This is a genomic window from Clostridium moutaii (genome assembly GCF_041205085.1).
GTDB classification, from domain to species: domain Bacteria; phylum Bacillota; class Clostridia; order Clostridiales; family Clostridiaceae; genus Clostridium_B; species Clostridium_B moutaii.
This window is the reverse complement of record NZ_JBGEWD010000009.1, coordinates 1-24081: the sequence shown is the minus strand read 5'-3', so window position 1 is coordinate 24081 and position 24081 is coordinate 1. Positions and strand designations below refer to the sequence as shown.

The following is a 24081-nucleotide window of genomic DNA, read 5'->3' as shown; positions in this document are numbered from 1 at the left end:
TGCAACTCAATATGATTTTGGGAGGATGACTAGTATGACAATGAATAAGGGAATTAAAAGTAAAATACTAATTTCGTTTGTATGTATATTTGCACTTGTTTTATCTGCCTGTGGAAGTTCAGGGGGAAGTTCCGGCAGCTTGGGAAATGAAAAGAAAATTATCAATGTGGGCATGATGAATGCTCCAAGTGGCTTTAATCCATTGGAATGGACGGATGTAGCACAAGAAGTGAGTTGTGGATTGTTATTTCAGGATCTAGTGGAATTGGATGATGACATGACGTATAAGCCTATGCTGGCTGACTCCATTACAACTAAAGATAATAAGACATTTACAATTAAACTCAATTCAAAAGCTAAATGGAGTGATGGAAAACCTGTAACTGTAGATGATGAAACATATACCATTGGTCTTATATCCAATCCTAAAGTACCATCTACTGTGGCATCAAATTTTAATATCATTGAAGGACTAGATGATTCAGGTAAAAATACCTCTGGAAGTACGGATATATCCGGTGTAAAGAAGATTGATGATCATACCATGACTATCACAACCAAAGCACCTATGGAATTAACACTATTTGAAGATACAATAGGAACTAAACTTAAAGCTCTTCCTAAACATATACTTCAGAGCACTGCACCAGATAAAATTTATCAGAGTGCATTTATTCAGAATCCAACCGTAAGTGATGGACCTTTTAAACTGGAGAAATACGTAAAAGACCAGTATGTACAATTTGCTGCAAACAAAGACTATTTTAAAGGAACACCTAAATTAGACGAATTGATTTTCAAGATTATGCCAGGAGCTAATATAACTGCTCAATTGCAAAGTGGAGAAATTGATATGAACGATCCAAATTTAGGACAAATACCATTTGAAGATTATGGGAAAGTAAAGGCTATGAGTAATCTTAAAACAGATTCATCAGGTGTTCAAAGTACTATCCAAACTTTGATGATAAATGTACAGACTGTGCCTGATCCAAAAGTTAGAAAAGCTATTTCCTATGCCATAAACAGGAATATGATAATAAGCAGTCTGTTAAAAGGTGAAGGTCAGATAATCGAATTGCCCTATTTAAAAGAAAGTAAATTTGTAAATAAAGATTTAAAACCTACTGCGTATGATCCTGCAAAAGCCAAAGCACTTTTAAAAGAAGCAGGATGGGATCCAAACAAGGCCATAAACTTTGATATACCTACAGGGAATAAAGTTCGTGAGCAAGTTGCAGATATCATAACTCAAAATTTGCAGAGTGTAGGCATAAAAGTAAATCCTCAGAAATACGATTTTGTTACAAGTCTTGCTACAGCTAAAAAACACAATTTTGATATATATCTGGTAGGCATACCTGTTTATCCTATGAATCCGGATGTATCAGCTATATTAAAGACTGGACAGGGACTTAATTTATCACAGTACAGCAATGCGGAAATGGATAGCTTACTTTCAAAGGGTTTAAATCTTACCGATTCAGCTCAGGTAAAAGCAAATTATGACAGAGTACAGGAAATATTCGCACAGGATTTACCTTGTCCATCAGTATATGTTCAGAATCAGTTAAAAGCTGTAAATAAAAGAGTAACTTATGGAAAACCTAAGAATTATGGTATGTTCATTGATGTATATAAATGGGATGTACAAAGTAAATAATTGAAATCTGCAAAAGATTATATGTTAATTCAAACTTATAATCTTTTGCAGTATAAAAAGATTGTTTTACTATAAATATTATAGAAAGGATGATAAATATGAGTTGTTTGCTTTCCGTAGAACATCTTCAGACGGCATTTAAATCAAATAAAAAAGAAGTGGTATCTGTAGAAGATGTGAGTTTTGATATAAATCGTGGAGAAACAGTGGGCATAGTTGGTGAATCCGGCTGTGGAAAAAGTGTAACTTCTCTGTCTATAATGAGACTTTTAGGTAAAAAGGGATATATAAAAAAGGGACAGATAAAGTTTGACAATGTGGATCTTGCAAATTTGGGAGATAAAGAGATGAGAGACATCAGAGGCAACAAGATATCAATGATTTTTCAGGAACCAATGACTTCGCTGAATCCTATTTTTACAATAGGAGATCAGATAACAGAAGCTATAAAATTACATCAGGATATGGATCATAAAAAAGCGGAAGAATATGCAGTAAATATGTTGAATTTAGTAGGTATACCCAGAGCTGATAAGATAATTAATGATTATCCGCATACTCTTTCAGGTGGAATGAGACAAAGAGTAATGATTGCCATGGCACTTTGCTGTAAACCTGAACTTTTAATTGCAGATGAACCTACTACTGCACTGGATGTTACTATTCAGGCACAGATTCTGGATTTGATTAAAAAACTCAGAAAAGATATGAAAATGTCGGTTATGCTTATTACCCATGATTTGGGTGTTGTAGCGGAAATGGCGGATAAAGTTATTGTAATGTATGCTGGACAGGTAGTTGAGGAGACGGATGTGTTTACCTTATTTGACAATCCAAAACATCCTTATACCCAGGCACTTATAAAGTCAATCCCCCAGATTGATTCAAATGGAAACCAACGTTTGGAATCCATAAAGGGAATGGTTCCATCCACTTATCAGGGTATAGTGGGATGCCGTTTTCATAATCGCTGTCCCTATGCATCTGAACGATGCAAAATGGAAGCACCGGATTTAAATTCTACTGGTGAAGGTCATAAAGTGCGCTGCTTTTTAGCTGAAACTATGGAGGAAGCAGATAAGGAGGCAATATAGCTTATGATTAAAGAGGCAGAGAAACAGATGAAACCATTACTTTCCATTGAGAAATTAAAAACTTATTATCCTATAAAAAGGGGTATCTTATCAAAAACTGTTGGACATATAAAAGCAGTGGATGGTGTCGATTTAAAGATTTATCCAGGAGAAACATTGGGATTGGTAGGAGAATCAGGGTGTGGAAAATCTTCAATGGGCCGTACAATTGTAAGACTTGAAGATCCCACGGAAGGCAGCATATTTTTTAATAATGAAGATATTGCAGCATACTCAAATAAACGTATGGCTAGTATTCGTACTGAGCTGCAGATAATATTCCAAGATCCCTATTCTTCCTTAAATCCTAAGAAACGTGTATATGATATACTGGCGGAACCTCTTAAAGTTCATAAAATTGTACCAGATGACAAAATACCTGAAGAAGTTGATAGACTTATAGATTATGTGGAACTGCCTAAAAGTTTTAAAAATAGATACCCAAATGAATTTTCAGGTGGACAGAGGCAGCGTATTGGCATTGCAAGGGCACTTGCACTAAAACCAAAGCTTATTGTCTGTGATGAACCCGTGTCAGCACTGGATGTGTCCACTCAGGCACAGGTATTAAACCTCCTTAAAGATTTACAAGAGAAGTTCAATCTGACTTATCTTTTTATAGCTCATGGATTGGGAGCAGTAAAGTATATAAGCGATAGAATTGCAGTAATGTATTTAGGTAAGATAGTGGAGGTTGCAAGTACGGAGGAAATTTTTGAAAATCCAAAGCATCCATATACTAAGGCTCTTTTGAGTGCATATCCAATACCAAATCCACACATGAGGAACAAAGAGAGGGTTATTTTGGAGGGTGATGTGCCAAGTCCTGCAAATCCACCAAAAGGATGTAGATTTCATACCCGTTGTAAATTTGCTAAAAAAAATATATGCAGTGAAAAAACTCCAGAATTAAAACAGGTAAAAGGGGTAGGGAGTGAGGAACATCTGTCAGCTTGTTTTTTTCAGGATAGTTTTTAATTAATAAGGAGGACTTTTAAATGGGTAACTATATTGTTCGAAGAATATTAATAAGTATTCCAGTTTTAATTGGTGTAACTATAATAAGTTTTATAATCATTAATATGGCACCAGGCAGCCCGCTGGATAAAATGATTGATCCGCATCTGACTGCAGCTGATATTGCAGCCAGGAAGGCTGCACTGGGGCTAAATGGGCCACTGTATGTCAGGTATTTAAGCTGGCTTGGAAATGTACTTCACGGTAACTTGGGATATTCATTGACTTCATTTCAGCCTGTATCCCAAATAATAGGGCAGAGGATATTTCCTACTTTTTTGCTTATGGCTGCTGCTCTTATAATTGGATTTGTAATAGCTATTCCACTGGGAATTTTAAGTGCTACTAGACAGTATTCAAAATTGGATTATATAGCTACAACCGGATCACTTATTGGAATATCAGTTCCAACTTTTTTTCTTAGTCTTGTATTTATATATGTTTTTGCCCTGAAATTAAAATTATTACCTTCTGGAGGTATGATAACTTTAGGACAAAATAATGGATTTTTAGATGTACTTAAGCATTTGATATTGCCTGCCGTTGTTCTTGGGGTAAATGAAGCAGGAACACTTGTAAGATATGTGCGCTCCAGCATGCTGGAAGTACTGGATCAGGATTATTTGCGTACAGCAAGATCTAAGGGGCTAAAAGAATCCATAGTTATAAATAGGCATGCTTTTAAAAATGCAATGCTTCCTATTATAACTATAACAGGTCTGGAGATTGTCACTTTACTGGGTGGTTCTGTAGTTACAGAACAGGTCTTTCAGTGGCCAGGAATAGGACAACTTACTATATCTTCTGTAATGAGTCGTGATTATACCACTTTAATGGGTCTCATCTTATTTGGAACCATAGTTGTTATAGTGGCCAATCTTCTGATTGATATTATATATTCTATTGTGGATCCACGTATTAGGTATAACTAGGAGGTTAATATTATGAGCAAAATGGAAGCAGGATTGCAAAGTAGTTCAGGTGAATTAGCTGTTGAAACATCTGTAGCTAGTGAAAGTTATACACATTTAATTATAAAGCGATTTAAAAAGCATAAAATGGCTGTAACGGGAGTTATATTCATATTTGTACTAGCTATAATCGCAGTATTTGCTCCGCTTATAGCTCCTAAAAGTCCATATGCTGTAGAAAATTTATTTGGTGCTGCGCCATCTTCCAGTCACTTACTTGGAACTGATCAGGTTGGCAGGGATGTGTTAAGTCGTCTTATATATGCCGCACGAGTTTCTCTGCTTGTTGGTATTGGAACTATGATTTTAAGTGTGAGCATAGGTACGGTACTTGGACTTATATCAGGATATTTTGGTGGAAAAATTGATATGATTATTATGCGTATAACAGATATTTTTATGTCATTTCCTCAGATGATGCTTATATTAGTGGTGGTAAGTATTATTGGGCCTGGTCTTAGGAATATTATATGGGTTCTAGGTTTTTTGGGGTGGCCGGGTGTAACACGTTTGGTTAGAGGAAATGTACTTTCTATTAAAGAAATGGATTATGTAAAATCTGCTGTAGCACTTGGATTTAGTACCCCAAGATTATTGTTTTCCCATGTACTTCCAAATACTATGGCGCCTATTTTGGTAAATGCAACTTTTGGAATTGCCAGAGCTATTATATATGAGGCTTCACTTAGTTTTCTGGGAATGGGGGTACAGCCACCTACTGCAAGCTGGGGGAATATGCTTACGGACGCCCAGGCTCTTACTGTTTTGACAAGCGAACCATGGCTGTGGTTTCCACCAGGAATTATGATTGTTCTCACTGTATTGGCATTCAACTTCATTGGTGATGGTTTAAGAGATGCTTTTGATCCAACAAATGCAAGGTAATCAAAATTTTTATTAAAAAGTGAGGCAGAATTTTATGGCGGATAAAAATGAGATCATATCTATCATAGAGGAAAAAAGGAATTTATTTATTGAAGTTAGTGATAAAATATGGGAATTTGCTGAAAATAGTTTTAAAGAATTTAAGTCATCCAATCTTTTATGTAATGTACTTGAAGATGAAGGTTTTACTGTTTATAAAGGTGTAGCAGGTATTGATACTGCATTTAAAGCAGTTTATGGCAGCGGCAAACCGGTGATTGGAATTCTAGGTGAATATGATGCATTGTATAATTTAAGTCAAAAAGAAAAAATTGCACAAAAACAGCCTTTAATTGAGAATGGAAATGGACATGGATGCGGACACAATGCATTAGGTGCAGGCTCTCTTGCAGCTGCAGTGGCAGTTAAGGATTATTTAAAAAAACATAATAGGAGTGGAACTGTATGTTATTTTGGATGCCCTGCAGAAGAAGGGGGTTCAGGTAAAACTTATATGGTTAGGGAGAAAGTATTTGAGGGTGTGGATGCAGTCTTTGGATGGCATCCACAAAGTATAAATGCAGTATTGGGCAGCAGCATGACTGCAAATATAGAGACTTATTTTAGATTTCATGGTGTAAGTGCCCATGCAGCAGATTGCCCTCATCTGGGAAGAAGTGCACTGGATGCAGTGGAACTTATGGACATTGGAACTAATTATTTAAGAGAGCACATAATATCTGATGCAAGAATACATTATGCCATTACCAACAGCGGCGGTCTCTCGCCTAATGTTGTACAATCCTATGCAGAAGTGCTTTATTTGATAAGGGCTCCTAAAATGAAACAGGTAAAGGAAATTTATGAGAGAGTTATAAATATTGCAAAAGGAGCTGCACTTATGACGAGTACTACTTATGAAATTATTTTTGACAATGCACTTTCAAATCTTGTCATAAATAGTACTTTAAATAAAATAATGTATGAAAAAATGTTGGAATTGGGACCTGTGATTCCAGATGAAAAAGATATAGAATATGCTGAAAAGATAAGGGAGACTTTAACTGAAGAGCAGAAAAATTATTTTCCAATTGTTATAAATCAGGAGTTTAAAGATGGATTAAAAGAAAAAGCTATTGCAGATTTTATTATGCCCTATAAAGAGAGCTCCCATATAATTCATGCATCTTCGGATGTAAGTGATGTAAGCTGGGTGGTTCCAACAGCACAGTGCTTTACATCTTGTTATGCATTGGGTACACCAGGCCATTCCTGGCAGGTTGTAGCCCAGATGAAGGGAGAATTTTCTCATAAAAGTATGCTCATGGCAGGAAAAATTATAGCACTTTCTGCACTGGAATTGTTTGAAAAGCATGAGCTCATAAATAAAGCCAAAAAAGAATTAAAGGAAAGGCTTCATGGAGAAAAATATGTATGTCCTATTCCTCCGGATATCAAGCCTTCTTTAAATAGAAAAAATTTTAATCAATAATTTATTGGAGTGATTTTAAACGTGGATACTTTAAAAAGGGCTGATGAGATAAAACCATGGATGGTTGAACTCAGAAGAGATTTTCACATGCATCCGGAGCCATCTTATGAAGAGGTTAGAACATCAAAAATTATAGCTGAAGAACTTAAAGAAATGGATATAGAGGTTATTACCACAGGGAAAACAGGTGTTATTGGATTGCTAAAGGGAGAAAAACCGGGAAAAGTCATTGCACTTCGTGCAGATATTGATGGGTTGTCTGTTACAGAGGATACTGGACTTCCCTATAGCTCAAAAAATCTCGGATACATGCATGCTTGTGGACATGATACTCACATTACGGAACTACTGGGAGCTGCAAAAATATTGTCTGATTTAAAAGATGAATTATGTGGCAGCGTAAAATTTATTTTTCAGCCAGCAGAAGAGGCCGCAACTGGTTCGGATTATATGATAGAACATGGAGCCCTTCAGAATCCTAAAGTAGATATGATCATAGGAATGCATACTTTCGGTATGCTGGAAACTGGTAAAATGGTAGTTCAAAAGGGACCTTTTATGGCTTCGGGAGATAAATGGCATCTTATAGTAGAGGGAAAATCCTGTCATGGCTCTTCGCCGTGGCAGGGAGTAGATGTTATGCCCTGTGCTGTTGCAATAATGGAAGGATTTCAAACCATCGTAACCAGATTTAATGATGCAAGAAATCCCATAGTTATTAATGTGGGAACTGTAAATGCTGGTGAAAGGTTTAACGTGGTTCCGGGAAAAGTTGAAATGATGGGAATGAATAGGACATTTTCAAAGCATTCCCGGGAAATGATGCCTAAATGGATGAAAAAAATAATAGATGGCATATGCGGTGCATATGGCTGTACATATGATTTTAAGTATAAAGAGGGATACAGTCCCACTGTCAATGAAGATACTTCAACTGAGTTTGCAGAAAAATCAATAGCTAAAATAATAGGTGAAGAGAATATAATTCAAATAGGAAAAATTATGGGTTCTGAAGATTTTTCTTCTTACCTTGAAAAAGTACCGGGGACTTTTATGATACTGGGTGGTGGAAATAAGGAAAAAGGATACATGTATTCACAACATTCCAATCACTTTACCATTGATGAAAATTGTCTTCCCATAGGAGCTGCAGCTTATGCTCAAGTAGCTTTGGATTTCTTAAAAGCTTAATTAAAATTGGAGGTAATAAAAAATGAGTACTCTAGAGAAAGCTAAGGCAATAAAACCATGGATGGTTGAGCTCAGAAGAGATTTTCACATGCACCCGGAACCATCTTATGAAGAGGTTAGAACATCAAAGATGATAGTTGATAAGCTTAATGAAATGGGTATAGAAACCACTCTTACGGGAAAAACCGGAGTGATTGGATTATTGCATGGAAAAAAAACTGGAAAAGTCATTGCACTTCGTGCTGATATTGATGCATTGTCAGTTAATGAAGAAACAGGGCTTCCCTATAGTTCCCAAAATCCAGGTTATATGCATGCTTGTGGACATGATACTCATATTACGGAACTTCTGGGAGCTGCAAAAATATTGTCTGATTTAAAAGATGAATTATGTGGCAGTGTAAAATTTATTTTTCAACCTGCAGAGGAGGTTGGAACTGGCGCAGCGTATATGATAAAACATGGGGCTCTTGAAAATCCTAAAGTGGATATGATCATAGGTATGCATACTTTTGGACTAATCGAAACCGGAAAGGTAGTAGTTCAGGAGGGATTTCTCATGGCTTCTGTAGATACCTGGCATCTTACTATAGAAGGAAAATCTTGTCATGGTTCTTCGCCGTGGCAGGGAGTTGATGTTATGCCTTGTGCTGTTGCAATAATGGAAGGATTTCAAACCATTGTAAGCAGATTTAACGATGCAAGAAATCCTATAGTTATAAATGTAGGCACTGTAAATGCAGGAGAGAGATTTAATGTGGTTCCTGGAAAGGTTGAAATGACTGGAGCAAACAGGGCATTTTCAGATTATTCCAGAGAAATGGTGCCTAAATGGATGAAGAGAATGATAGATAATATATGTGATGCATATGGTTGTAAAGCTCAATTTGGATATGAAATGGGATGCAGTCCTACTGTTAATGAAGCTGAGTCAACTAAATTTGTGAAGAAATCTGCAGCTGGAGCCATAGGCGAAGAAAATATAATTCAGATACCACCGGTTATGGGTTCTGAGGACTTTTCAACCTATCTTAAGAAAGTACCGGGGACTTTTATGATACTGGGCGGTGGAAATAGGGAAAAAGGATGCATGTATTCACAACATTCCAATCATTTTACCATTGATGAAAATTGTCTTCCTATAGGGGCTGCAGTTTATGCCCGGATAGCTGTGGATTTTTTGCAAAATTAATATCTTGAATTCTATTTTCAAAGCTACAGCATGTTTATATTGTATTTTAGCATAGGGGTGATTTAAAAATGGGTAAGATAGTATTAGCTGAAGACGAACCTATTACTAGAATGGATATTTATGAGATGCTTACATCTTCAGGATATGATGTGGTGGGAAAAGCTTCTGATGGACTTCAAGCGGTAGATTTATGCAGAAGGTGTAGACCGGATCTGGCCATCATGGATATAAAAATGTCTAAATTGGATGGTATACAGGCTGCACAATTAATAATAAAAGAAGAGCTGGCGGAAGCTGTGATAATGCTTACAGCCTATAGTGGAAAAGAATTTATCAATAAGGCCAAGGAAATTGGTGTTTTCGGGTATATTGTAAAACCTATAGATGAAAGAAAGCTGATTCCCCAAATTGAAATTGCAATATCCAAAGGCAGGGAGATAAAATCAATTAGAAATAAAGTCATAGAGATAAAACAGCAGGCTGAAAAAACTAAAATAATCTACAGAGCTAAAGAACTGCTCATGGAAAAATATAGTATAACTGAAAATGAAGCCTATAGCAAAATACGAAAACTTAGTATGAACAATCAGTGTTCAATTCTGGAAACTTCAAAAAAACTGATAGATTTCAACAATAGGCATGTTAAATAGAAAATGGGGGAATACACATATGCTGCGAGAATTATGTAAAAAAAATACATATTTAAGTGAAGAGGATATATGTATTTTAGAGAGAATAGAAAAATGTATTCCTTATATTTCTAATTTAGTTAGAGCTGATATTTTTATAGATTGCTTAATTAGAAACTCTGACACAGCAATAGCAATTGCACAGGCAAAGCCTGCTAATCAAGTATCACTTTACAGAACTTCCACGGTTGGAGAGCTGGTCTTTAGGCAAAATGAACCGGCAGTTTTGAGAACCCTTGAAATAGGTGTTGGAACTGCTGATTTAAAGGCAATTACGCAGGAAAATATAGTTGTGAAACAAAACACTGTACCCATTAAAAATAACCTGGATGAAATAATTGGAGTACTTATAATGGAAAAAGACATAACTGAGGACGTAAGTAAAAACAGGAATATGGAGATTTTATCTGAAACCACGGAACAATTGACAGAAGCACTTATGAATTTAAAAAATCATGATTTGCCAAGTACCATAGATTTTAATTTGATAAATGATGCCATTGTCATATTTAATCAGTATGGAAATTCTGTTTATGCCAACCATAATGCTGAAAACCTATATAGGAAACTTGGGTATAAGGATAAAATAATAGGTATGAAATTTGAGAATTTAGTTTTGAATAAAGTCAGTTTTTATGAAATACTAAAGCATAGTAAGTCAACTTTATATGAAACTGAGGTAAGTCATTTTTCCCTTCAGGTAAAATATGCAGTGACAAAAAGTTCTTCTAATATTTATGGAGTGGTTATGCTGGTTAAGGATATAACTGACATAAAGGAAAAGGAAAAGCAGCTTATTTTAAAAGCTGTAGCTATCAGGGAAATACACCACAGAGTTAAGAACAATCTTCAGACTATAGCCAGTATTTTAAGATTACAATCTAGAAGGATAAATAATAAAGAAGCAAAAAAGGCTTTTGATGAAAGTATAGGAAGAATACTCAGTATAGCGGCAACACATGAGGTATTATCACAAAATGGAATAGACGATGTGGACATAAAAGCCATTTTATCTAAAATCAGGGACAATGCCTTAAAAAATTTATTTCAGTGTAGTAAAAAAATTAATATAAAGCTCCTGGGAGACAGTTTTCGTGTAAATTCAGATAAGGCTACATCCATAGCAATTGTCATAAATGAGCTTCTTGAAAATCCTATTAAACATGCTTTTATCGATAATGATGAAGGTGTCATAGAAATAACCATAAAAAAGGGAATTATGTATTCCAATATATCGGTAATTGACAATGGCAACGGTTTTGACACAAGTCAAATAAAGGATAATAGTCTTGGCTTAAATATTGTCAAGAGTATAATAAAAGATAAATTAAAGGGTGACATAAATATTGAATCCAGTAAAAGCGGAACAAAAGCAGTATTTTCTTTTAAGAATTAACAGGTAATATTATAATTCTCTAAAATATTTTTCAGCGAAAGATTTGAAAAGATAATCAGATTTTGTAAGGTATTTTTCCTCTTTCCAGGTAAGATATATTGTTCGCTCGCATTTAGGCATATCTATATGTATAAGGGAAATTGAAGGACCAATAAGTTTTGTCCAGGATATGGAAGGAACAAATGCAACTCCAAGTCCTGCCTTTATAAGCCCCCTTACCATTGATGGCTCATCACTTTCAAAAACTATATTGGGAATAAATCCTGAATATTCACAAAATATGTCCGTTATCCTTCTCAAGGCTTTATTTGGTTTAAGACTTATAAAAGCCTCATCTTTTGCTTCAATGAGATTTATACTTTTTTTACAGGAAAGAGGATGGTTGTTCGGTACGCCAAGGTATATTTCTTCTGTTCTAAGGGGAATACTAAATTTGTTTAAAATATCCGAGTAAGAGGATAAAATTGAAAAATCGCAGTCATCACTGCCGTATTCATTTTCATTTTGAAAAAGGCTGAAACCCACTTTAGGATATATTTCTCTGAAGGAACTTAAAAGATCCGGAATAAGTCCGGATGCAGATAGTACCATAAGTTTTATATTTTGAGGCTCTTTTTCCTTCATGTCGGTTATTTGCCTTTTACCATCCTCTATGGATCTTAGTGCGGAATGTATTTTTTCAAAAAATACTTTGCCATATTTGTTTAATCGTATATTTCTGCCGCTTCTGTCAAATAATTTAACGCCCAGTTCATTCTCAAGCTGCCTAAGTGTCCTGCTGAGAGCAGGTTGAGATACAAGAAGAAGTTTTGATGCCTTAGTCATATTTTCATATTTAGCTATAGTTTGAAAATACTTAAGTTGTTGAAGTTCCATAATAAAATCCTCCTTATAACAAATATGTTATATACATATATAATAACATGTATTGGAAGTTATAAAAACAAAAGACTAAAATCTTAATTGTAGGGGTGATGTAAATGAAACAAATCAACTTAAACGAGAGAAAATGGAACACAAGACATCTTGAAAAGGAAAAAAAACTTAATGATATTTTAAAAATATTTAAAGGAAAGATAATACCACCTGATAAAATTGTAGATGTAATGGAAAGGGCAATATATCCCGGAAATATAGTAACCCTTGAAGGTGATAATCAGAAGCAGGCATCTTTTTTGTCAAAATCACTTCTAGAGGTTGATAGTAAAAAGGTGAATAATCTCCATATGGTCATATCAAATCTTTCAAGAACTGAACACCTCCAGATATTTAAAAAGGGAATAGCAAGCGTGCTGGATTTTTCATATGCAGGGTCTCAAAGTGTAAAGGTATCCAATATGATAGAGGATGGAACAATAAAGATAGGAGATATTCATACTTATCTTGAACTTTATTCAAGGTTGTTTGTAGATCTTATTCCAGATGTAACACTTGTTGCTGCGGAAAAGGCAGATAAAAATGGCAATCTTTATACAGGACCAAATACTGAAGAAACTCCCGTATTAGTGGAGGCAGCAGCTTTTCATGATGGTATAGTCATAGCTCAGGTAAATGAAATTGATGATTATCTGCCAAGAGTAGACATACCTGGTTCATGGGTGGATTTTATAGTGAAATCCAATGAACCATATGATATAGATCCATTGTTTACAAGAGATCCTGCAAAAATAAATGAAGTTCAAATTCTCATAGCCATGATGGTTATAAAGGGAATATATGCAAAACATCATGTTATTTCCTTAAATCACGGTATAGGATATAATACGGCGGCCATTGAACTTTTACTTCCCACCTACGGTGAATCCCTTGGACTAAAAGGTAAGATATGTACCAACTGGGTTCTTAACCCTCACCCTACGCTTATACCTGCAATAGAAACAGGATGGGTTAAAAGCGTATACAGCTTTGGCGGAGAGCTTGGGATGGAAAAATATGTGGCTTCAAGATCCGATATATTTTTTGATGGAAATGACGGCAACTTGAGGTCAAACAGAATTTATGCACAGATGGCAGGCCAGTATGCATTAGATGCTTTTGTAGGTTCCACACTTCAGATAGACAGCCATGGGAATTCTTCAACTGTAACGGCAGGAAGGCTTTCAGGATTTGGAGGAGCTCCTAATATGGGATCTGATTCAAGAGGAAGAAGACATTCCACTGCTGCCTGGCTTGATATGATAACTGAAAAAGGTGAAACAGAAAAAGGAAGAAAACTTGTAATTCAAACTGTTGAAACTTTTAAAAGAGGGGACAATCCTGTATTTGTAGATAAACTTGATGCAGTGAAAGTTGGAAAAGATTCAGGACTTTCTGTAACACCTGTAATGATATATGGTGATGATGTTACTCATGTCGTAACTGAAGAGGGAGTAGCTTATTTATATAAGGCACAAAACATAAATGAAAGAAAAAAGGCCCTTGCAGCAGTTGCAGGTGTAACTGATCTTGGACTTGAAATAACAGGTGATGAAATCAATGATCTCAGAAGAAAAGGAATTGTTGCCTATCCTGAGGACATGGGAATAAAAAGAACTGATGCAAAGAGAAATCTTCTTGCTGCAAAAGATATAGATGATCTTGTTCAATGGTCCCAGGGACTCTATGAGCCACCTGTGAAATTCAGAAATTGGTAGATGGGAGATGTAAGTTATGGAGGTATATGAATTTGAATATGAAAATTGTAATGAAAAGGTATATAAAAAAAGTCATACAGGAGTTGTAGGACCAAAAAATCTTGAAGTTATTATTGAACCCAATAATAAGGACAATGTATCGAAAGTAACTATAAGGACAGGAATTGTAGGGGAAAAAAATATATACAAGAATATTATGAATAGATTTTTTAAAAAGCATCCTGTATCCGTTGATATGAAAATAAATGATTCTGGAAATACACCTGGTATAATAGAATTCAGGATACTTGAAGCATTGGAGGAGAGTAAAGATGTTATTGAAGGATAGTTTCATTGAATTAAAAGGCAGGGAAAGAGCAAAAATAATTTTTGACAATGGGACTTTCAGAGAACTTTTAGGACCATATGATTATATGGAATCTACACATCTTGAAATTCAGGATGTTGTTCCTGAAAGTGATGACGGAGTTATAGTGGCAAGAGGAAAGATAAATGGACAGGAAAGCCTTGTTATATCAATAGAAGGTACATTTTTAAAGGGTGGAATAGGAGAAGTTTCAGGAGCAAAGTTTTCAGGAGCACTGAACATTGCCTTAAAGGAAAACAAAAGGGGAAATAAGATAATTCCAATAATTATGTTTGACAATGGAGAAGTAAGGCTTCAAGAAGCCAACTATGGGCTTATGGCCGTTTCTGAAATACAATCCGCAGTTGTCGCACTTAGAAAATATGTGCCTGTTATTGGGGTTATACCTGGAAGCAGGGGGAATTCCGGATCAATGGCAGTAACTGCAGCCTTGTGTTCCATTTTAATAATGACAAAACACGGAAAGTATTTTATGAATGAACCTGCTGAAATAGAAGAAAGAGTGGGGGTTAATGAATTTAATTCCAGAAATAAATCTCTTATATGGAGTACCATTGGAGGAAAAGCTAGATATGATCAAGGATTTTGTGATTATTTAGCTCATGATGATATAGAAAGTATAAGAAACAATATAATCAAGGCCATGGTTTCTGATGGAAATAAAGATTTAAGAAGCAGAAAACAGAAATATTACCTGGATAAAATAGATAATATTGATTCTGCTCAAAAAGTAGATGTGAAACAAATAAAGAATCCTGTAAGCAGAGGAAGAATATGGTTTGAAAAATTATCTGGAAATAATGGAACTGATGTTGTCGATGACTCGGTTCTGAGCACAATAGCCAGTTTTGATGGAGACAAGGTCTATGTTATATCTGTAGTTCCAAATTCAAATAATAGATTTAAAGGTGCAAAAGATGGAGAAATAGGATTGTATGAAGGATGGACCATTGCAGAAAGAATAAGGTGGATAGTGGAAAAGGATAAACACAAGCCCAGAAATAAAAAAACCCCTATAATAGCTGTTGTGGATGTACCAGGACAGGCTTATGGGTACGATGAGGAACTTTTTGGAATATTTCAGTCTTGTGCTTCTGCAGTGGATGCCTATGCAACTGCCAGAGAAGAAGGACATCCTGTAATTTCTCTTATTGCAGGTAAAGCAGTATCTGCAGCATTTCTTTCACATGGATACCAGGCTAATAGAATTATAGCTTTTGATGATCCAAAGGTATTTGTTCATGTAATGGAAAAGGATTGTTATGCTAAATCCTTGAAAAAGGACATTGAATACGTAGATAAAATGAGTAAAAAGGTTCTGGGAATATCCTATGATATAAAGTCTTATGGAAAGCTTGGTTCACTTTCAAATATTATAAAGGGCATAAATGTAGATGATCCGGCGGATGAAGAGGTGGAAAAAGTCAAAGAAATCATTAAAGTCAATATAGATGATATAAGAAATTCATCTTCTACAGAGCTGGGTGCTGGAGTTAGGTCTAAAAGTGTGCAGAATGGAAGATATGCATCAATTGAAGCTGTAAAAATGTTACAAAAAGAATGGAAATCGATTCAATAATAAAAATACGAATATTTTATTGAATTATTATAAAAATGCACTTTACATTAACAAATTATTATGATAAACTTACTATAAATTAAAAAGTAAGTGCAATGGAGCAGTTACTTTACATCAAAAGTTTTTAATATTTCTGAAAAATTAATAGAATTTTAATAGGCAAAGGAGCTTAAACACAGGAGTGTTTAGGCTCTATTTTTTAAATTGAAATTTTCTAATAAAAGAGGTGATTGCAGAAAATAATGGAAGATAAAATTTTAAGTGTGGGAATTGATATTGGGACAAGCACTACACAGATTATATTTAGTCAAATCACAGTGCAAAATACAGCTAACTCTTTTCTTGTCCCTAATATCAAAATTACAGATATAAAGATAATTTACAGAAGTGGAATATATTTTACACCCTTAATATCCAGAGAAAAAATAAATTTAAAAAAATTAAAAGAGATAATACTAAAGGAATATGAAATGGCAGGTATTTGTAAAAAGAATATTTCAACTGGAGCCATAATTATAACCGGTGAGACTGCAGGAAAAGAAAATGCTAAGGAGGTTTTAAATGTTCTTTCGGACTTAGCAGGTGACTTTGTAGTTGCAACAGCAGGACCGGATTTGGAAGCTATATTGGCAGGTTATGGTGCTGGAGCGTGTGATATATCAAAGAATAAAGCAATTAAAATTATAAATTTTGACATAGGTGGAGGGACAACCAATTGCGCTGTATTTTCAGAAGGGAAAGTGGTGGATTCTTTTGCATTTGATATAGGAGGGAGGCTTATACAATTTGATGAAGAAGATAAAATAATCTATATATCGGATAAGATAAAAAAACTCATATATAATTTAAAATTAAATCTTTCCATTGGAGAAAAGCCTGAATTCGACGATTTGAAAATTCTTACAGACGTGTTTGCAAAAGTGATTTTTGAAACTTTCAATAACCAAGATTTATCCAGGGAAGAGGAGAAACTTTTTATTCAGCATAAAAGTAAAAATATGAAGTCACAATTTCTTATGTTCTCAGGTGGAGTATCTGAATTTGTATACAGCAGTTTAAAAATAGACACACTTTCAGATACTTTAAGATTCAAGGATATAGGACCTGTCCTAGGGTATTCCATAAGGCAAATATTTAAAACACAAAAAGATAAATTGCTGCAGCCTAAAGAAAAAATAAGGGCTACTGTAATAGGGGCAGGAAGCCATTCTATAAAGATAAGTGGGAGCACTATAATGTTTGAAGATGATATATTGCCTGTAAAAAGTATTCCAATTGTGAAAATCCCCATGGGTGAAGATGAGGAAACTGAGTCCATTTATAAAAATATATGCAGCAAGTCCAGAATGTATAAAGATACAAATTGGGCAATTGCTTTTAGAGGACCTAAATCTCCTAAATATTCACAGATAAAGAAAATAGCAAGTGCCATAGTTAAAGCCTTTAGCTGCAGTGATAATCCTATAATTGTAATTATAGAAAGTGATTTTGCAAAAGCATTAGGACAAACTATTAAAAATATTGATTCAAATCATAAAATAGTATGCATTGACAACATAGAGGTGACAAATGGAGATTATATTGATATAGGAAAATCTATATCAGGGGTAGTACCTGTAGTTATAAAAACTTTGATTTTCAAAGGCTGATTGAGAAAATGATTATTTAAAATAGTAGGTGATTTACATGATATTAAAGACCAGACTTTTTAAAAAGACATATTGTTTTAAGAATATAAAAGATGTACTTGCTAAAGCCAACGAAGAAAAATCGGGAGATGCTTTAGCTGGCATTATAGCAGAAAGTGATGCTGAGAGGGTGGCAGCAAAAGTTGTTTTATCTGAATTAACTCTTGAAGATTTAAGAAATAACCCGGTGGTACCATACGAAAAAGATGAGGTTACCAGGGTTATACAGGATCAGGTGGATGAAGCCTGTTACAATAAAATCAAATCTTTAACTGTAGGTGAATTTAGAGAGTTTCTATTGGGAGCTGATGAAAAGAGCATAAAGGAAATAAGAGAAGGCTTGACTTCCGAGATGATAGCAGCGGTTACCAAGCTCATGAGCAATATGGACTTGATCTATGCAGCTAAAAAGATAAAAAATCTTGCCACATGCAATACTACAATTGGGAAAAAAGGTACGTTTTCATCGAGAATTCAACCTAACAATGCCAAAGATGATGTAGATGGAATTATGGCATCTGTAATGGAAGGTATAAGTTACGGTATAGGTGATGCAGTCATAGGATTAAATCCTGTAGGCGACAGTACGAATGAAGTTGTGTTGATTTTAAATAAATTTGAAGAATTCATAAAAAAATGGAACATACCTACTCAAAATTCTGTTTTAGCCCATATAACCACTCAGATGGAAGCACTCAAAAGAGGAGCCCCTATGGACTTGATGTTCCAAAGTATAGCAGGCTCACAAATATCAAATACAGCTTTTGGTATAGATGTAAAACTTTTGGATGAAGCATATGAACTCATGAAAGAGAAGAAGAATTGTACAGGTGATAATTTTATGTATTTTGAAACAGGGCAGGGTTCTGAACTCTCCTCAGAAGGGCATAATGGAGCAGATCAGGTTACCATGGAAGCAAGATGTTATGGTCTTGCCAAAAGATACAAACCATTTTTGGTAAATACAGTAGTTGGATTTATAGGACCTGAGTATTTATATGATGGCAAGCAGACTATAAGGGCGGGACTTGAAGACCATTTTATGGGCAAGCTTTCCGGGCTTCCTATGGGAGTTGATGCATGCCATACAAATCATATGAAATCGGATCAAAATGATTCTGAAAATTTAGTTGTACTTCTTGGGGCAGCTGATTGCAATTATATTATGGGAATACCGGTAGCAGATGACGTAATGCTCATGAATCAGACCACCAGTTATCATGATGTTGCTGCAGTCAGGGAAATAATGAATAAAAGGCCTATAAAAGAGTTTGAAGACAGCATGGAGAATCTTGGCATAATGAAAGCGGGAAAGCTTACGGAAAAAGCTGGAGATCCTTCTATATTTATAGTTTAGAGGTGAACAATTATGAACGAACAATTTATAAGAGATATATCTGGTATTGATTATACTTCAAGAGTTACAGTGCAAAATCCATTGAGTGTGGAAAGTTGTAAAAAATTAAAAAAAAGTACAAATGCCAGAATATGTGTGGGAAGAGCTGGCTGCAGATATAGGACTGAAACTTTGCTTAGATTCCTGGCAGATCATGCAGCGGCTATGGATTCCGTGTGGTCCCATGTAGATGAAAATATTATAGATAATTTAGGATTTTTTAAGATACAAACTCTTGTCAAGGATAAAGAAGAGTATATAAAAAGGCCGGATTTAGGAAAAAAGTTTTCTGTAGAAACTATGGAAAAAATAAAACACAACTGCATTAACAATCCCGATGTTCAAATAATAGTGGCAGATGGCCTTAGTGCCTATGCCATAGATGCAAATCTGGAAGATATGTATTCCATAATTTTAGATGGAGTTAGGGCAAAAAAATATAAAATAGGCACCCCTGTATTTGTTAAATATGGAAGGGTAGCTGCAATGGATAGGATAAGTGAAGCATTGGGTGCTAAAGTGACGGTATTATTGGTGGGAGAAAGGCCGGGACTTGTGACCAATGAAAGTATGAGTTCCTATATGGCATATGAATCAAGTACTTTAAAACCTGAATCCCAGAGAACGGTGATTTCCAATATATATAAAGACGGTACCCCACCGGTGGAGGCAGGTGCTCAGATAGCTCATTTAATTGAAATAATGATGAAAGAGAAAAAGAGTGGAATTAATTTAAAAATATAAAATTTTAGAGGCGGTGCAAATTATGAAAAAAACAGAAGGTCATTTAGAAAACAGCATTGAATCCAGTAGTTACAAACAGGAACTTAAGAGAAATTTGAAATTATTCAGTTCTTTTGCCGTAGCCTTTTCTTTTATTTCCATAACAACCGGTATATTTGCAAATTATAAGTTTGTGATTTCTACTGCCGGACCTGCAGGAATCTGGTCCTGGGTCATAGCTTTTATTGGACAGCTACTTGTTGCACTTATTTTTGCGGAACTTTCAGGGGTAATACCCGTTTCAGGATATTCCTATCAGTGGATTAAAAGATTGTCTACAAATATGATGGGATGGATAATAGGTTGGGTATGTATTTGCTTTTTGGTTTTGGTTGTTCCGGCAATTGATTCCGGGCTTGCACCAATAGTTGCCTCTCTAATGGGGCTTTCAGGTACTCCTTCTCAAATATCCATGATAGTAATTGCTACACTGATTATTCAGGCTGTTATAAATATTATAGGAGTAAAACTTGCTGCTTTTATAAATAATGCAGCAGTGTTTACAGAAAGTATCGGAATAATTTCACTTACAGTTATATTGCTTATAATCTCCTTGAAAAACGGCAACAATGCTTCTATATTGTTCAACACGGCAAATAGGGGAGAGGGTATGTCTTATATAAAACCTTTCATGATGAGTATGCTTATGGGATCATTTACTTTAGTAGGATTTGAGTCTGCCGCTAACTTGAGTGAAGAAACTATTAATGCCAATAAAACTGTACCAAAAGCGGTTGTGGGTTCAGTTTTTATTGCAGGAATATTTGGTACCTTTTTCTTGATTGCGGTAACTCTTGGTATTAAAAATCTTCCGGCAACTATTGCTTCAAACAGTCCGCTGCCTTATATATTACAATCAAATCTGGGAAATGCAATGGGTACATTATTTTTGATAATAGTCACCATTTCAATATTTGCATGTGGAACTGTAGCCATGACGTCAGGTTCAAGACTTGTATATGTTATGTCCAGGGATAATGCATTCTTCTTGAGCGGTCTGTTCAAGAAAGTTTCACCCAAAACATCATCACCCATATATGCCACTGTTTTGATTTTGATATTTGGAATAATAGCTACATTGTTTTCAAGCTCTTTAACTACATTGATAGGTGTTACTGCAATTCTCCCTGCAATTATATACTTTACAACTATAATATGTTATGGATTTGCTAGAAAAAAGGTTAAAATCAAGGAAGGATCTTTTAATCTTGGAAAAGTTGCAAAACCCGTATTTATTTCAGCTATAGTATGGCTGGTATTTGAACTGGCGATACTTACAGTACCTTCTGATTTTCATAAGACTGCCCTGGTATCCGTAGTACTTATATTAGTAGGGTTCATTCTTTATTTTGCAGTATTTAAGAAGAGAACAGAGGTTACAGATGATTTGGAAGTAGAAGAGAAAGAAGCAGTAAACTAAGGGATGGGTATCAAGTGATTCTAAGGTTCAGGTGAAGTTTGTCCATAAGGAGTGTTTTTTTTCGTACCTTAACCTTAGAAGAACTTACCTAGGGGTGAAGTATTACTTATTCCGGAGGCCTTAGCCAAGGACAGCCATGGGATAAAAGTGTCCGCATAAGAACTTTTTTGGATCATATGCATAGATTAATATATAAAGTAATAATATGGAGGATGTCTGTGCTTATTTATGTAGTTAAGCCAGGAGATTCACTTTGGAAGATATCCAATTCTTATAAAGTTTCAACTGCTGAAATAATCAGTGCCAATGGACTTCAATACCCCAACAATCTACTTATTGGTCAATCATTGATAATTCCCGTAGAAGACACTGTTCATATTGTAAAATCAGGAGAATACCTTTGGCGGATTGCTCAAAATTATGGGATTTCTCTGCAGGCAATTCTACAGGCAAATAGGATAACCAATCTGCAAAATATCTATCCAGGGCTTCAATTATATATTCCTGCAGTTAGATATCAGATAAAAACGGGAGAAACCTTAGAGCAGATTGCTGAAAGATACGATGTTTCACTGGAAAGATTAATAAATGTAAATAATATTCGAAATACATCTCTTGTATATCCTGGAACTGTAATTGTTATTCCCAGGAAAAGACCTTCTATCTATGTAAATGGCTACATTTATGATTTTACTGAAAATTCCCCCAACATTGTAAGAGAAGTGGGAGAACATTTAACCTATTTAAGCCCTTTTGCCTATAGAATCAGAGAAGATGGCACTTTGGAAACCATAGATGATTCCGCCATAATAAATGCTGCTTATGCTGAAAATATAGTTCCAATGATGGCAATAACAAATTTTACGGCTACGGAATTAGGCCATAATCTGGCACATGTTGTTTTATCCAATGCCGATATCAGAGCAAATCTCATTACTAACATAATTAATACAATGAAGATTAAGGGATATTTGGGTGTGAATATTGATTTTGAAAATGTACTGCCATCTGATAGGGAAAATTATAATGAATTTCTTGAACTTGCAGTTCAGAGGATGCATGCGGAAAATTTCTTTGTATCTACTGCCTTAGCACCAAAAACAGGAGAAAGCCAGCAGGGATTATTATATGAAGCACATGATTATGAGGCCCATGGAAGAATTGTGGACTTTGTTGTGCTTATGACCTATGAATGGGGATATAGGTTAGGGCCTCCCCAGGCAATTTCACCTTTAAATAGGATAAAGCAGGTGCTGGATTATGCGGTTACTGTTATACCAAGGGAAAAGATTTTATTTGGTTTTCAACTTTATGCCAGAGACTGGGTTCTTCCTCATGTTCAGGGCATGGAGGCAGAGACTTTCAGCATGCAGGAAGCTGTAGCAAGGGCAGTAAGGTATGGGGTGATTATACATTTTGATTCAGTCAGTCAAACACCTTTTTATAATTATATCGACAGCCAGGGAAGGCGGCATCAAGTATGGTTTGAAGATGCAAGAAGTGCTCAAGCCAAATTTGATACAGTTAAAGATTATGGATTAAAAGGTGTTAGTTACTGGGCCTTGGGTTTTGCATTTCCGCAAAATTGGACTTTGCTTCAAGATAATTTTAATATTATAAAGCTGATATAAATCTGGATGAAAAATAGTTCTTGACATTTCAAGTAAAATGATATAAAATCCGTAATAAAAAAAGTAATATGTAATTATATAACTCCTTATCAAGAGCGGCTGAGTGGACCTATGATGCCCGGCAACCTGAATGGTTATTTTCATTCAATGGTGCTAATTTCAGCAGGTGTATTGGAACTTGAAAGATGATGAGCAGGGAGAAAATCTTCTTGTATTTCATCCGCAGGAAGATTTTTTTATTCTATAAAATTTTTCTGAAATATAAAAATCTACTGGCTAACTGGAGGCTGAGATTGTTCTTTGTAAAAAAGAAAATCCCGGCCTAAAAGATTATTGGTATTGATATTTACAGCAGCTGTAATAGTCTCTACTTTGGCACCTGTTTTGAAAACACAGGTGGTGAAAGCTGATGAAGTACAGGCAATCAGAATAGGCAGAGCTGTTGAAAATGGAATATTGATTAAAAATGGCAGTAAACTTGAGCAGGCTTGTAAAATAGATACGGTGGTATTTGATAAAACAGGTACTTTGACTACGGGGAAATCAGAGATTACATATGATTACAGGAGATAACAGCATAGCAGCATTTTCTACAGCGGAAAAATCGGAATAAAAGATGTCATATCGAAAGTGGAAACTGAAAATAAGACCAATGAAATAAGCAGATTGAAAGGAAAAGGTAGTACAGTTGACATGGTAGGTGATGAAATAAATAATGCACCTGCTCTCCTGTAGCGGTATGTATGTCCTTTAGCTCTGTATCTGTACTGCTAAATTCTCTAAGTCTTAAAAAGCTCAAGCTGACAAATTAATGGATTTAAAAAATTTTTACAGGAGTGTTGACAAGGTAGTTATAACAGTGTATATTAAATGTCAATAAATAAAAAAACATAATTACAATGAATTTTAAAAAGTAGTTAAAATAAAAAACTTCTTATCTAGAGAGACAGAGGGACTGGCCCTATGATGTCCGGCA

The 24081-nt window shown here is 35.1% G+C and carries 20 protein-coding genes and 1 riboswitch; of the genes, 19 read left to right on the top strand and 1 reads right to left on the bottom strand.

All coding sequences use genetic code 11. The annotated features are described in order from the left end of the window. Nucleotides 1-34: 34 nt before the first annotated feature. The 10 genes from AB8U03_RS10370 (at nucleotide 35) to AB8U03_RS10325 (ending at nucleotide 11608) form a co-directional block, all read left to right on the top strand. Complete coding sequence (locus AB8U03_RS10370; RefSeq protein WP_369704484.1) at nucleotides 35-1663, top strand: peptide ABC transporter substrate-binding protein; 1629 nt, start codon at nucleotides 35-37, stop codon at nucleotides 1661-1663. A gap of 98 nt (nucleotides 1664-1761) precedes the next feature. Beyond that, nucleotides 1762-2757 (top strand): ABC transporter ATP-binding protein, encoded by a 996-nt coding sequence (locus AB8U03_RS10365; protein ID WP_369704483.1) that lies wholly within the window; start codon nucleotides 1762-1764, stop codon nucleotides 2755-2757. 3 nt (nucleotides 2758-2760) lie between these two features. After that, nucleotides 2761-3774, top strand: coding sequence for an ABC transporter ATP-binding protein (locus AB8U03_RS10360; protein ID WP_369704482.1), 1014 nt, complete (start codon nucleotides 2761-2763; stop codon nucleotides 3772-3774). A 20-nt stretch (nucleotides 3775-3794) separates the two neighbouring features. After that, nucleotides 3795-4745 carry an ABC transporter permease gene (locus AB8U03_RS10355; RefSeq protein ID WP_369704481.1) on the top strand — a complete coding sequence of 317 codons (951 nt, stop codon included), beginning with the start codon at nucleotides 3795-3797 and terminating at the stop codon, nucleotides 4743-4745. Between the two features lie 12 nt (nucleotides 4746-4757). Continuing rightward, nucleotides 4758-5669, top strand: a complete 912-nt coding sequence (gene opp4C, locus AB8U03_RS10350; protein ID WP_369704480.1) for an oligopeptide ABC transporter permease — start codon at nucleotides 4758-4760, stop codon at nucleotides 5667-5669. Between the two features lie 34 nt (nucleotides 5670-5703). After that, nucleotides 5704-7140, top strand: a complete 1437-nt coding sequence (locus AB8U03_RS10345; protein WP_369704479.1) for a M20 family metallopeptidase — start codon at nucleotides 5704-5706, stop codon at nucleotides 7138-7140. Nucleotides 7141-7161: 21 nt separating this feature from the next. Next, nucleotides 7162-8331 (top strand): M20 metallopeptidase family protein, encoded by a 1170-nt coding sequence (locus AB8U03_RS10340; RefSeq protein ID WP_369704478.1) that lies wholly within the window; start codon nucleotides 7162-7164, stop codon nucleotides 8329-8331. Between the two features lie 22 nt (nucleotides 8332-8353). After that, entirely contained in the window at nucleotides 8354-9523 is a 1170-nt protein-coding gene (locus AB8U03_RS10335) for a M20 metallopeptidase family protein (protein ID WP_369704477.1), read from the top strand. Between the two features lie 68 nt (nucleotides 9524-9591). Continuing rightward, nucleotides 9592-10173 carry an ANTAR domain-containing response regulator gene (locus tag AB8U03_RS10330; protein WP_369704476.1) on the top strand — a complete coding sequence of 194 codons (582 nt, stop codon included), beginning with the start codon at nucleotides 9592-9594 and terminating at the stop codon, nucleotides 10171-10173. Nucleotides 10174-10192: 19 nt separating this feature from the next. Then, complete coding sequence (locus tag AB8U03_RS10325) at nucleotides 10193-11608, top strand: sensor histidine kinase (protein ID WP_369704475.1); 1416 nt, start codon at nucleotides 10193-10195, stop codon at nucleotides 11606-11608. A gap of 9 nt (nucleotides 11609-11617) precedes the next feature. On the opposite strand, the gene AB8U03_RS10320 is transcribed toward AB8U03_RS10325, so the two are convergent. After that, the gene (locus AB8U03_RS10320; RefSeq protein ID WP_369704474.1) at nucleotides 11618-12484 is read right to left on the bottom strand and encodes a LysR family transcriptional regulator; all 867 of its coding nucleotides are present in this window, start codon (nucleotides 12482-12484) and stop codon (nucleotides 11618-11620) included. A gap of 104 nt (nucleotides 12485-12588) precedes the next feature. Here AB8U03_RS10320 and mdcA point away from each other — a divergent pair, with 104 nt between their 5' ends. The 9 genes from mdcA (at nucleotide 12589) to AB8U03_RS10275 (ending at nucleotide 23678) form a co-directional block, all read left to right on the top strand. After that, nucleotides 12589-14241 (top strand): malonate decarboxylase subunit alpha, encoded by a 1653-nt coding sequence (gene mdcA / locus AB8U03_RS10315; protein ID WP_369704473.1) that lies wholly within the window; start codon nucleotides 12589-12591, stop codon nucleotides 14239-14241. 16 nt (nucleotides 14242-14257) lie between these two features. Continuing rightward, nucleotides 14258-14569 carry a hypothetical protein gene (locus AB8U03_RS10310; protein ID WP_369704472.1) on the top strand — a complete coding sequence of 104 codons (312 nt, stop codon included), beginning with the start codon at nucleotides 14258-14260 and terminating at the stop codon, nucleotides 14567-14569. Next, nucleotides 14553-16187 (top strand): biotin-independent malonate decarboxylase subunit beta, encoded by a 1635-nt coding sequence (locus tag AB8U03_RS10305; protein ID WP_369704471.1) that lies wholly within the window; start codon nucleotides 14553-14555, stop codon nucleotides 16185-16187. Before AB8U03_RS10310 ends, AB8U03_RS10305 begins: the two co-directional genes overlap by 17 nt. 242 nt (nucleotides 16188-16429) lie before the next feature. After that, nucleotides 16430-17836 carry an ethanolamine ammonia-lyase reactivating factor EutA gene (locus AB8U03_RS10300; protein WP_369704470.1) on the top strand — a complete coding sequence of 469 codons (1407 nt, stop codon included), beginning with the start codon at nucleotides 16430-16432 and terminating at the stop codon, nucleotides 17834-17836. A gap of 37 nt (nucleotides 17837-17873) precedes the next feature. Continuing rightward, nucleotides 17874-19232 carry an ethanolamine ammonia-lyase subunit EutB gene (locus tag AB8U03_RS10295; RefSeq protein ID WP_369704469.1) on the top strand — a complete coding sequence of 453 codons (1359 nt, stop codon included), beginning with the start codon at nucleotides 17874-17876 and terminating at the stop codon, nucleotides 19230-19232. 12 nt (nucleotides 19233-19244) lie between these two features. Beyond that, nucleotides 19245-20015 carry an ethanolamine ammonia-lyase subunit EutC gene (eutC, locus tag AB8U03_RS10290; protein WP_369704468.1) on the top strand — a complete coding sequence of 257 codons (771 nt, stop codon included), beginning with the start codon at nucleotides 19245-19247 and terminating at the stop codon, nucleotides 20013-20015. 22 nt (nucleotides 20016-20037) lie between these two features. Further along, nucleotides 20038-21474, top strand: coding sequence for an APC family permease (locus AB8U03_RS10285; protein WP_369704467.1), 1437 nt, complete (start codon nucleotides 20038-20040; stop codon nucleotides 21472-21474). 218 nt (nucleotides 21475-21692) lie between these two features. After that, entirely contained in the window at nucleotides 21693-23105 is a 1413-nt protein-coding gene (locus tag AB8U03_RS10280; protein ID WP_369704466.1) for a LysM peptidoglycan-binding domain-containing protein, read from the top strand. A gap of 83 nt (nucleotides 23106-23188) precedes the next feature. After that, nucleotides 23189-23297, top strand: a riboswitch (SAM riboswitch). Nucleotides 23298-23489: 192 nt separating this feature from the next. Beyond that, a complete protein-coding gene (locus AB8U03_RS10275; RefSeq protein WP_369704612.1) occupies nucleotides 23490-23678 on the top strand; it encodes a hypothetical protein in 189 nt (62 codons plus the stop codon). Nucleotides 23679-24081 lie beyond the last annotated feature (403 nt).

Bases quoted from the DNA above. Each gene is read 5' to 3' on its own strand.
- AB8U03_RS10335 (WP_369704477.1), top strand. From the start codon at position 8,354: ATGAGTACTCTAGAGAAAGCTAAGGCAATAAAACCATGGATGGTTGAG.
- AB8U03_RS10320 (WP_369704474.1), bottom strand. From the start codon at position 12,484: ATGGAACTTCAACAACTTAAGTATTTTCAAACTATAGCTAAATATGAA.
- AB8U03_RS10325 (WP_369704475.1), top strand. From the start codon at position 10,193: ATGCTGCGAGAATTATGTAAAAAAAATACATATTTAAGTGAAGAGGAT.
- AB8U03_RS10360 (WP_369704482.1), top strand. From the start codon at position 2,761: ATGATTAAAGAGGCAGAGAAACAGATGAAACCATTACTTTCCATTGAG.
- AB8U03_RS10305 (WP_369704471.1), top strand. From the start codon at position 14,553: ATGTTATTGAAGGATAGTTTCATTGAATTAAAAGGCAGGGAAAGAGCA.
- AB8U03_RS10365 (WP_369704483.1), top strand. From the start codon at position 1,762: ATGAGTTGTTTGCTTTCCGTAGAACATCTTCAGACGGCATTTAAATCA.
- mdcA (WP_369704473.1), top strand. From the start codon at position 12,589: ATGAAACAAATCAACTTAAACGAGAGAAAATGGAACACAAGACATCTT.
- AB8U03_RS10330 (WP_369704476.1), top strand. From the start codon at position 9,592: ATGGGTAAGATAGTATTAGCTGAAGACGAACCTATTACTAGAATGGAT.
- AB8U03_RS10285 (WP_369704467.1), top strand. From the start codon at position 20,038: ATGAAAAAAACAGAAGGTCATTTAGAAAACAGCATTGAATCCAGTAGT.
- AB8U03_RS10310 (WP_369704472.1), top strand. From the start codon at position 14,258: ATGGAGGTATATGAATTTGAATATGAAAATTGTAATGAAAAGGTATAT.
- AB8U03_RS10370 (WP_369704484.1), top strand. From the start codon at position 35: ATGACAATGAATAAGGGAATTAAAAGTAAAATACTAATTTCGTTTGTA.
- AB8U03_RS10295 (WP_369704469.1), top strand. From the start codon at position 17,874: ATGATATTAAAGACCAGACTTTTTAAAAAGACATATTGTTTTAAGAAT.
- AB8U03_RS10300 (WP_369704470.1), top strand. From the start codon at position 16,430: ATGGAAGATAAAATTTTAAGTGTGGGAATTGATATTGGGACAAGCACT.
- opp4C (WP_369704480.1), top strand. From the start codon at position 4,758: ATGAGCAAAATGGAAGCAGGATTGCAAAGTAGTTCAGGTGAATTAGCT.
- AB8U03_RS10345 (WP_369704479.1), top strand. From the start codon at position 5,704: ATGGCGGATAAAAATGAGATCATATCTATCATAGAGGAAAAAAGGAAT.
- AB8U03_RS10355 (WP_369704481.1), top strand. From the start codon at position 3,795: ATGGGTAACTATATTGTTCGAAGAATATTAATAAGTATTCCAGTTTTA.
- eutC (WP_369704468.1), top strand. From the start codon at position 19,245: ATGAACGAACAATTTATAAGAGATATATCTGGTATTGATTATACTTCA.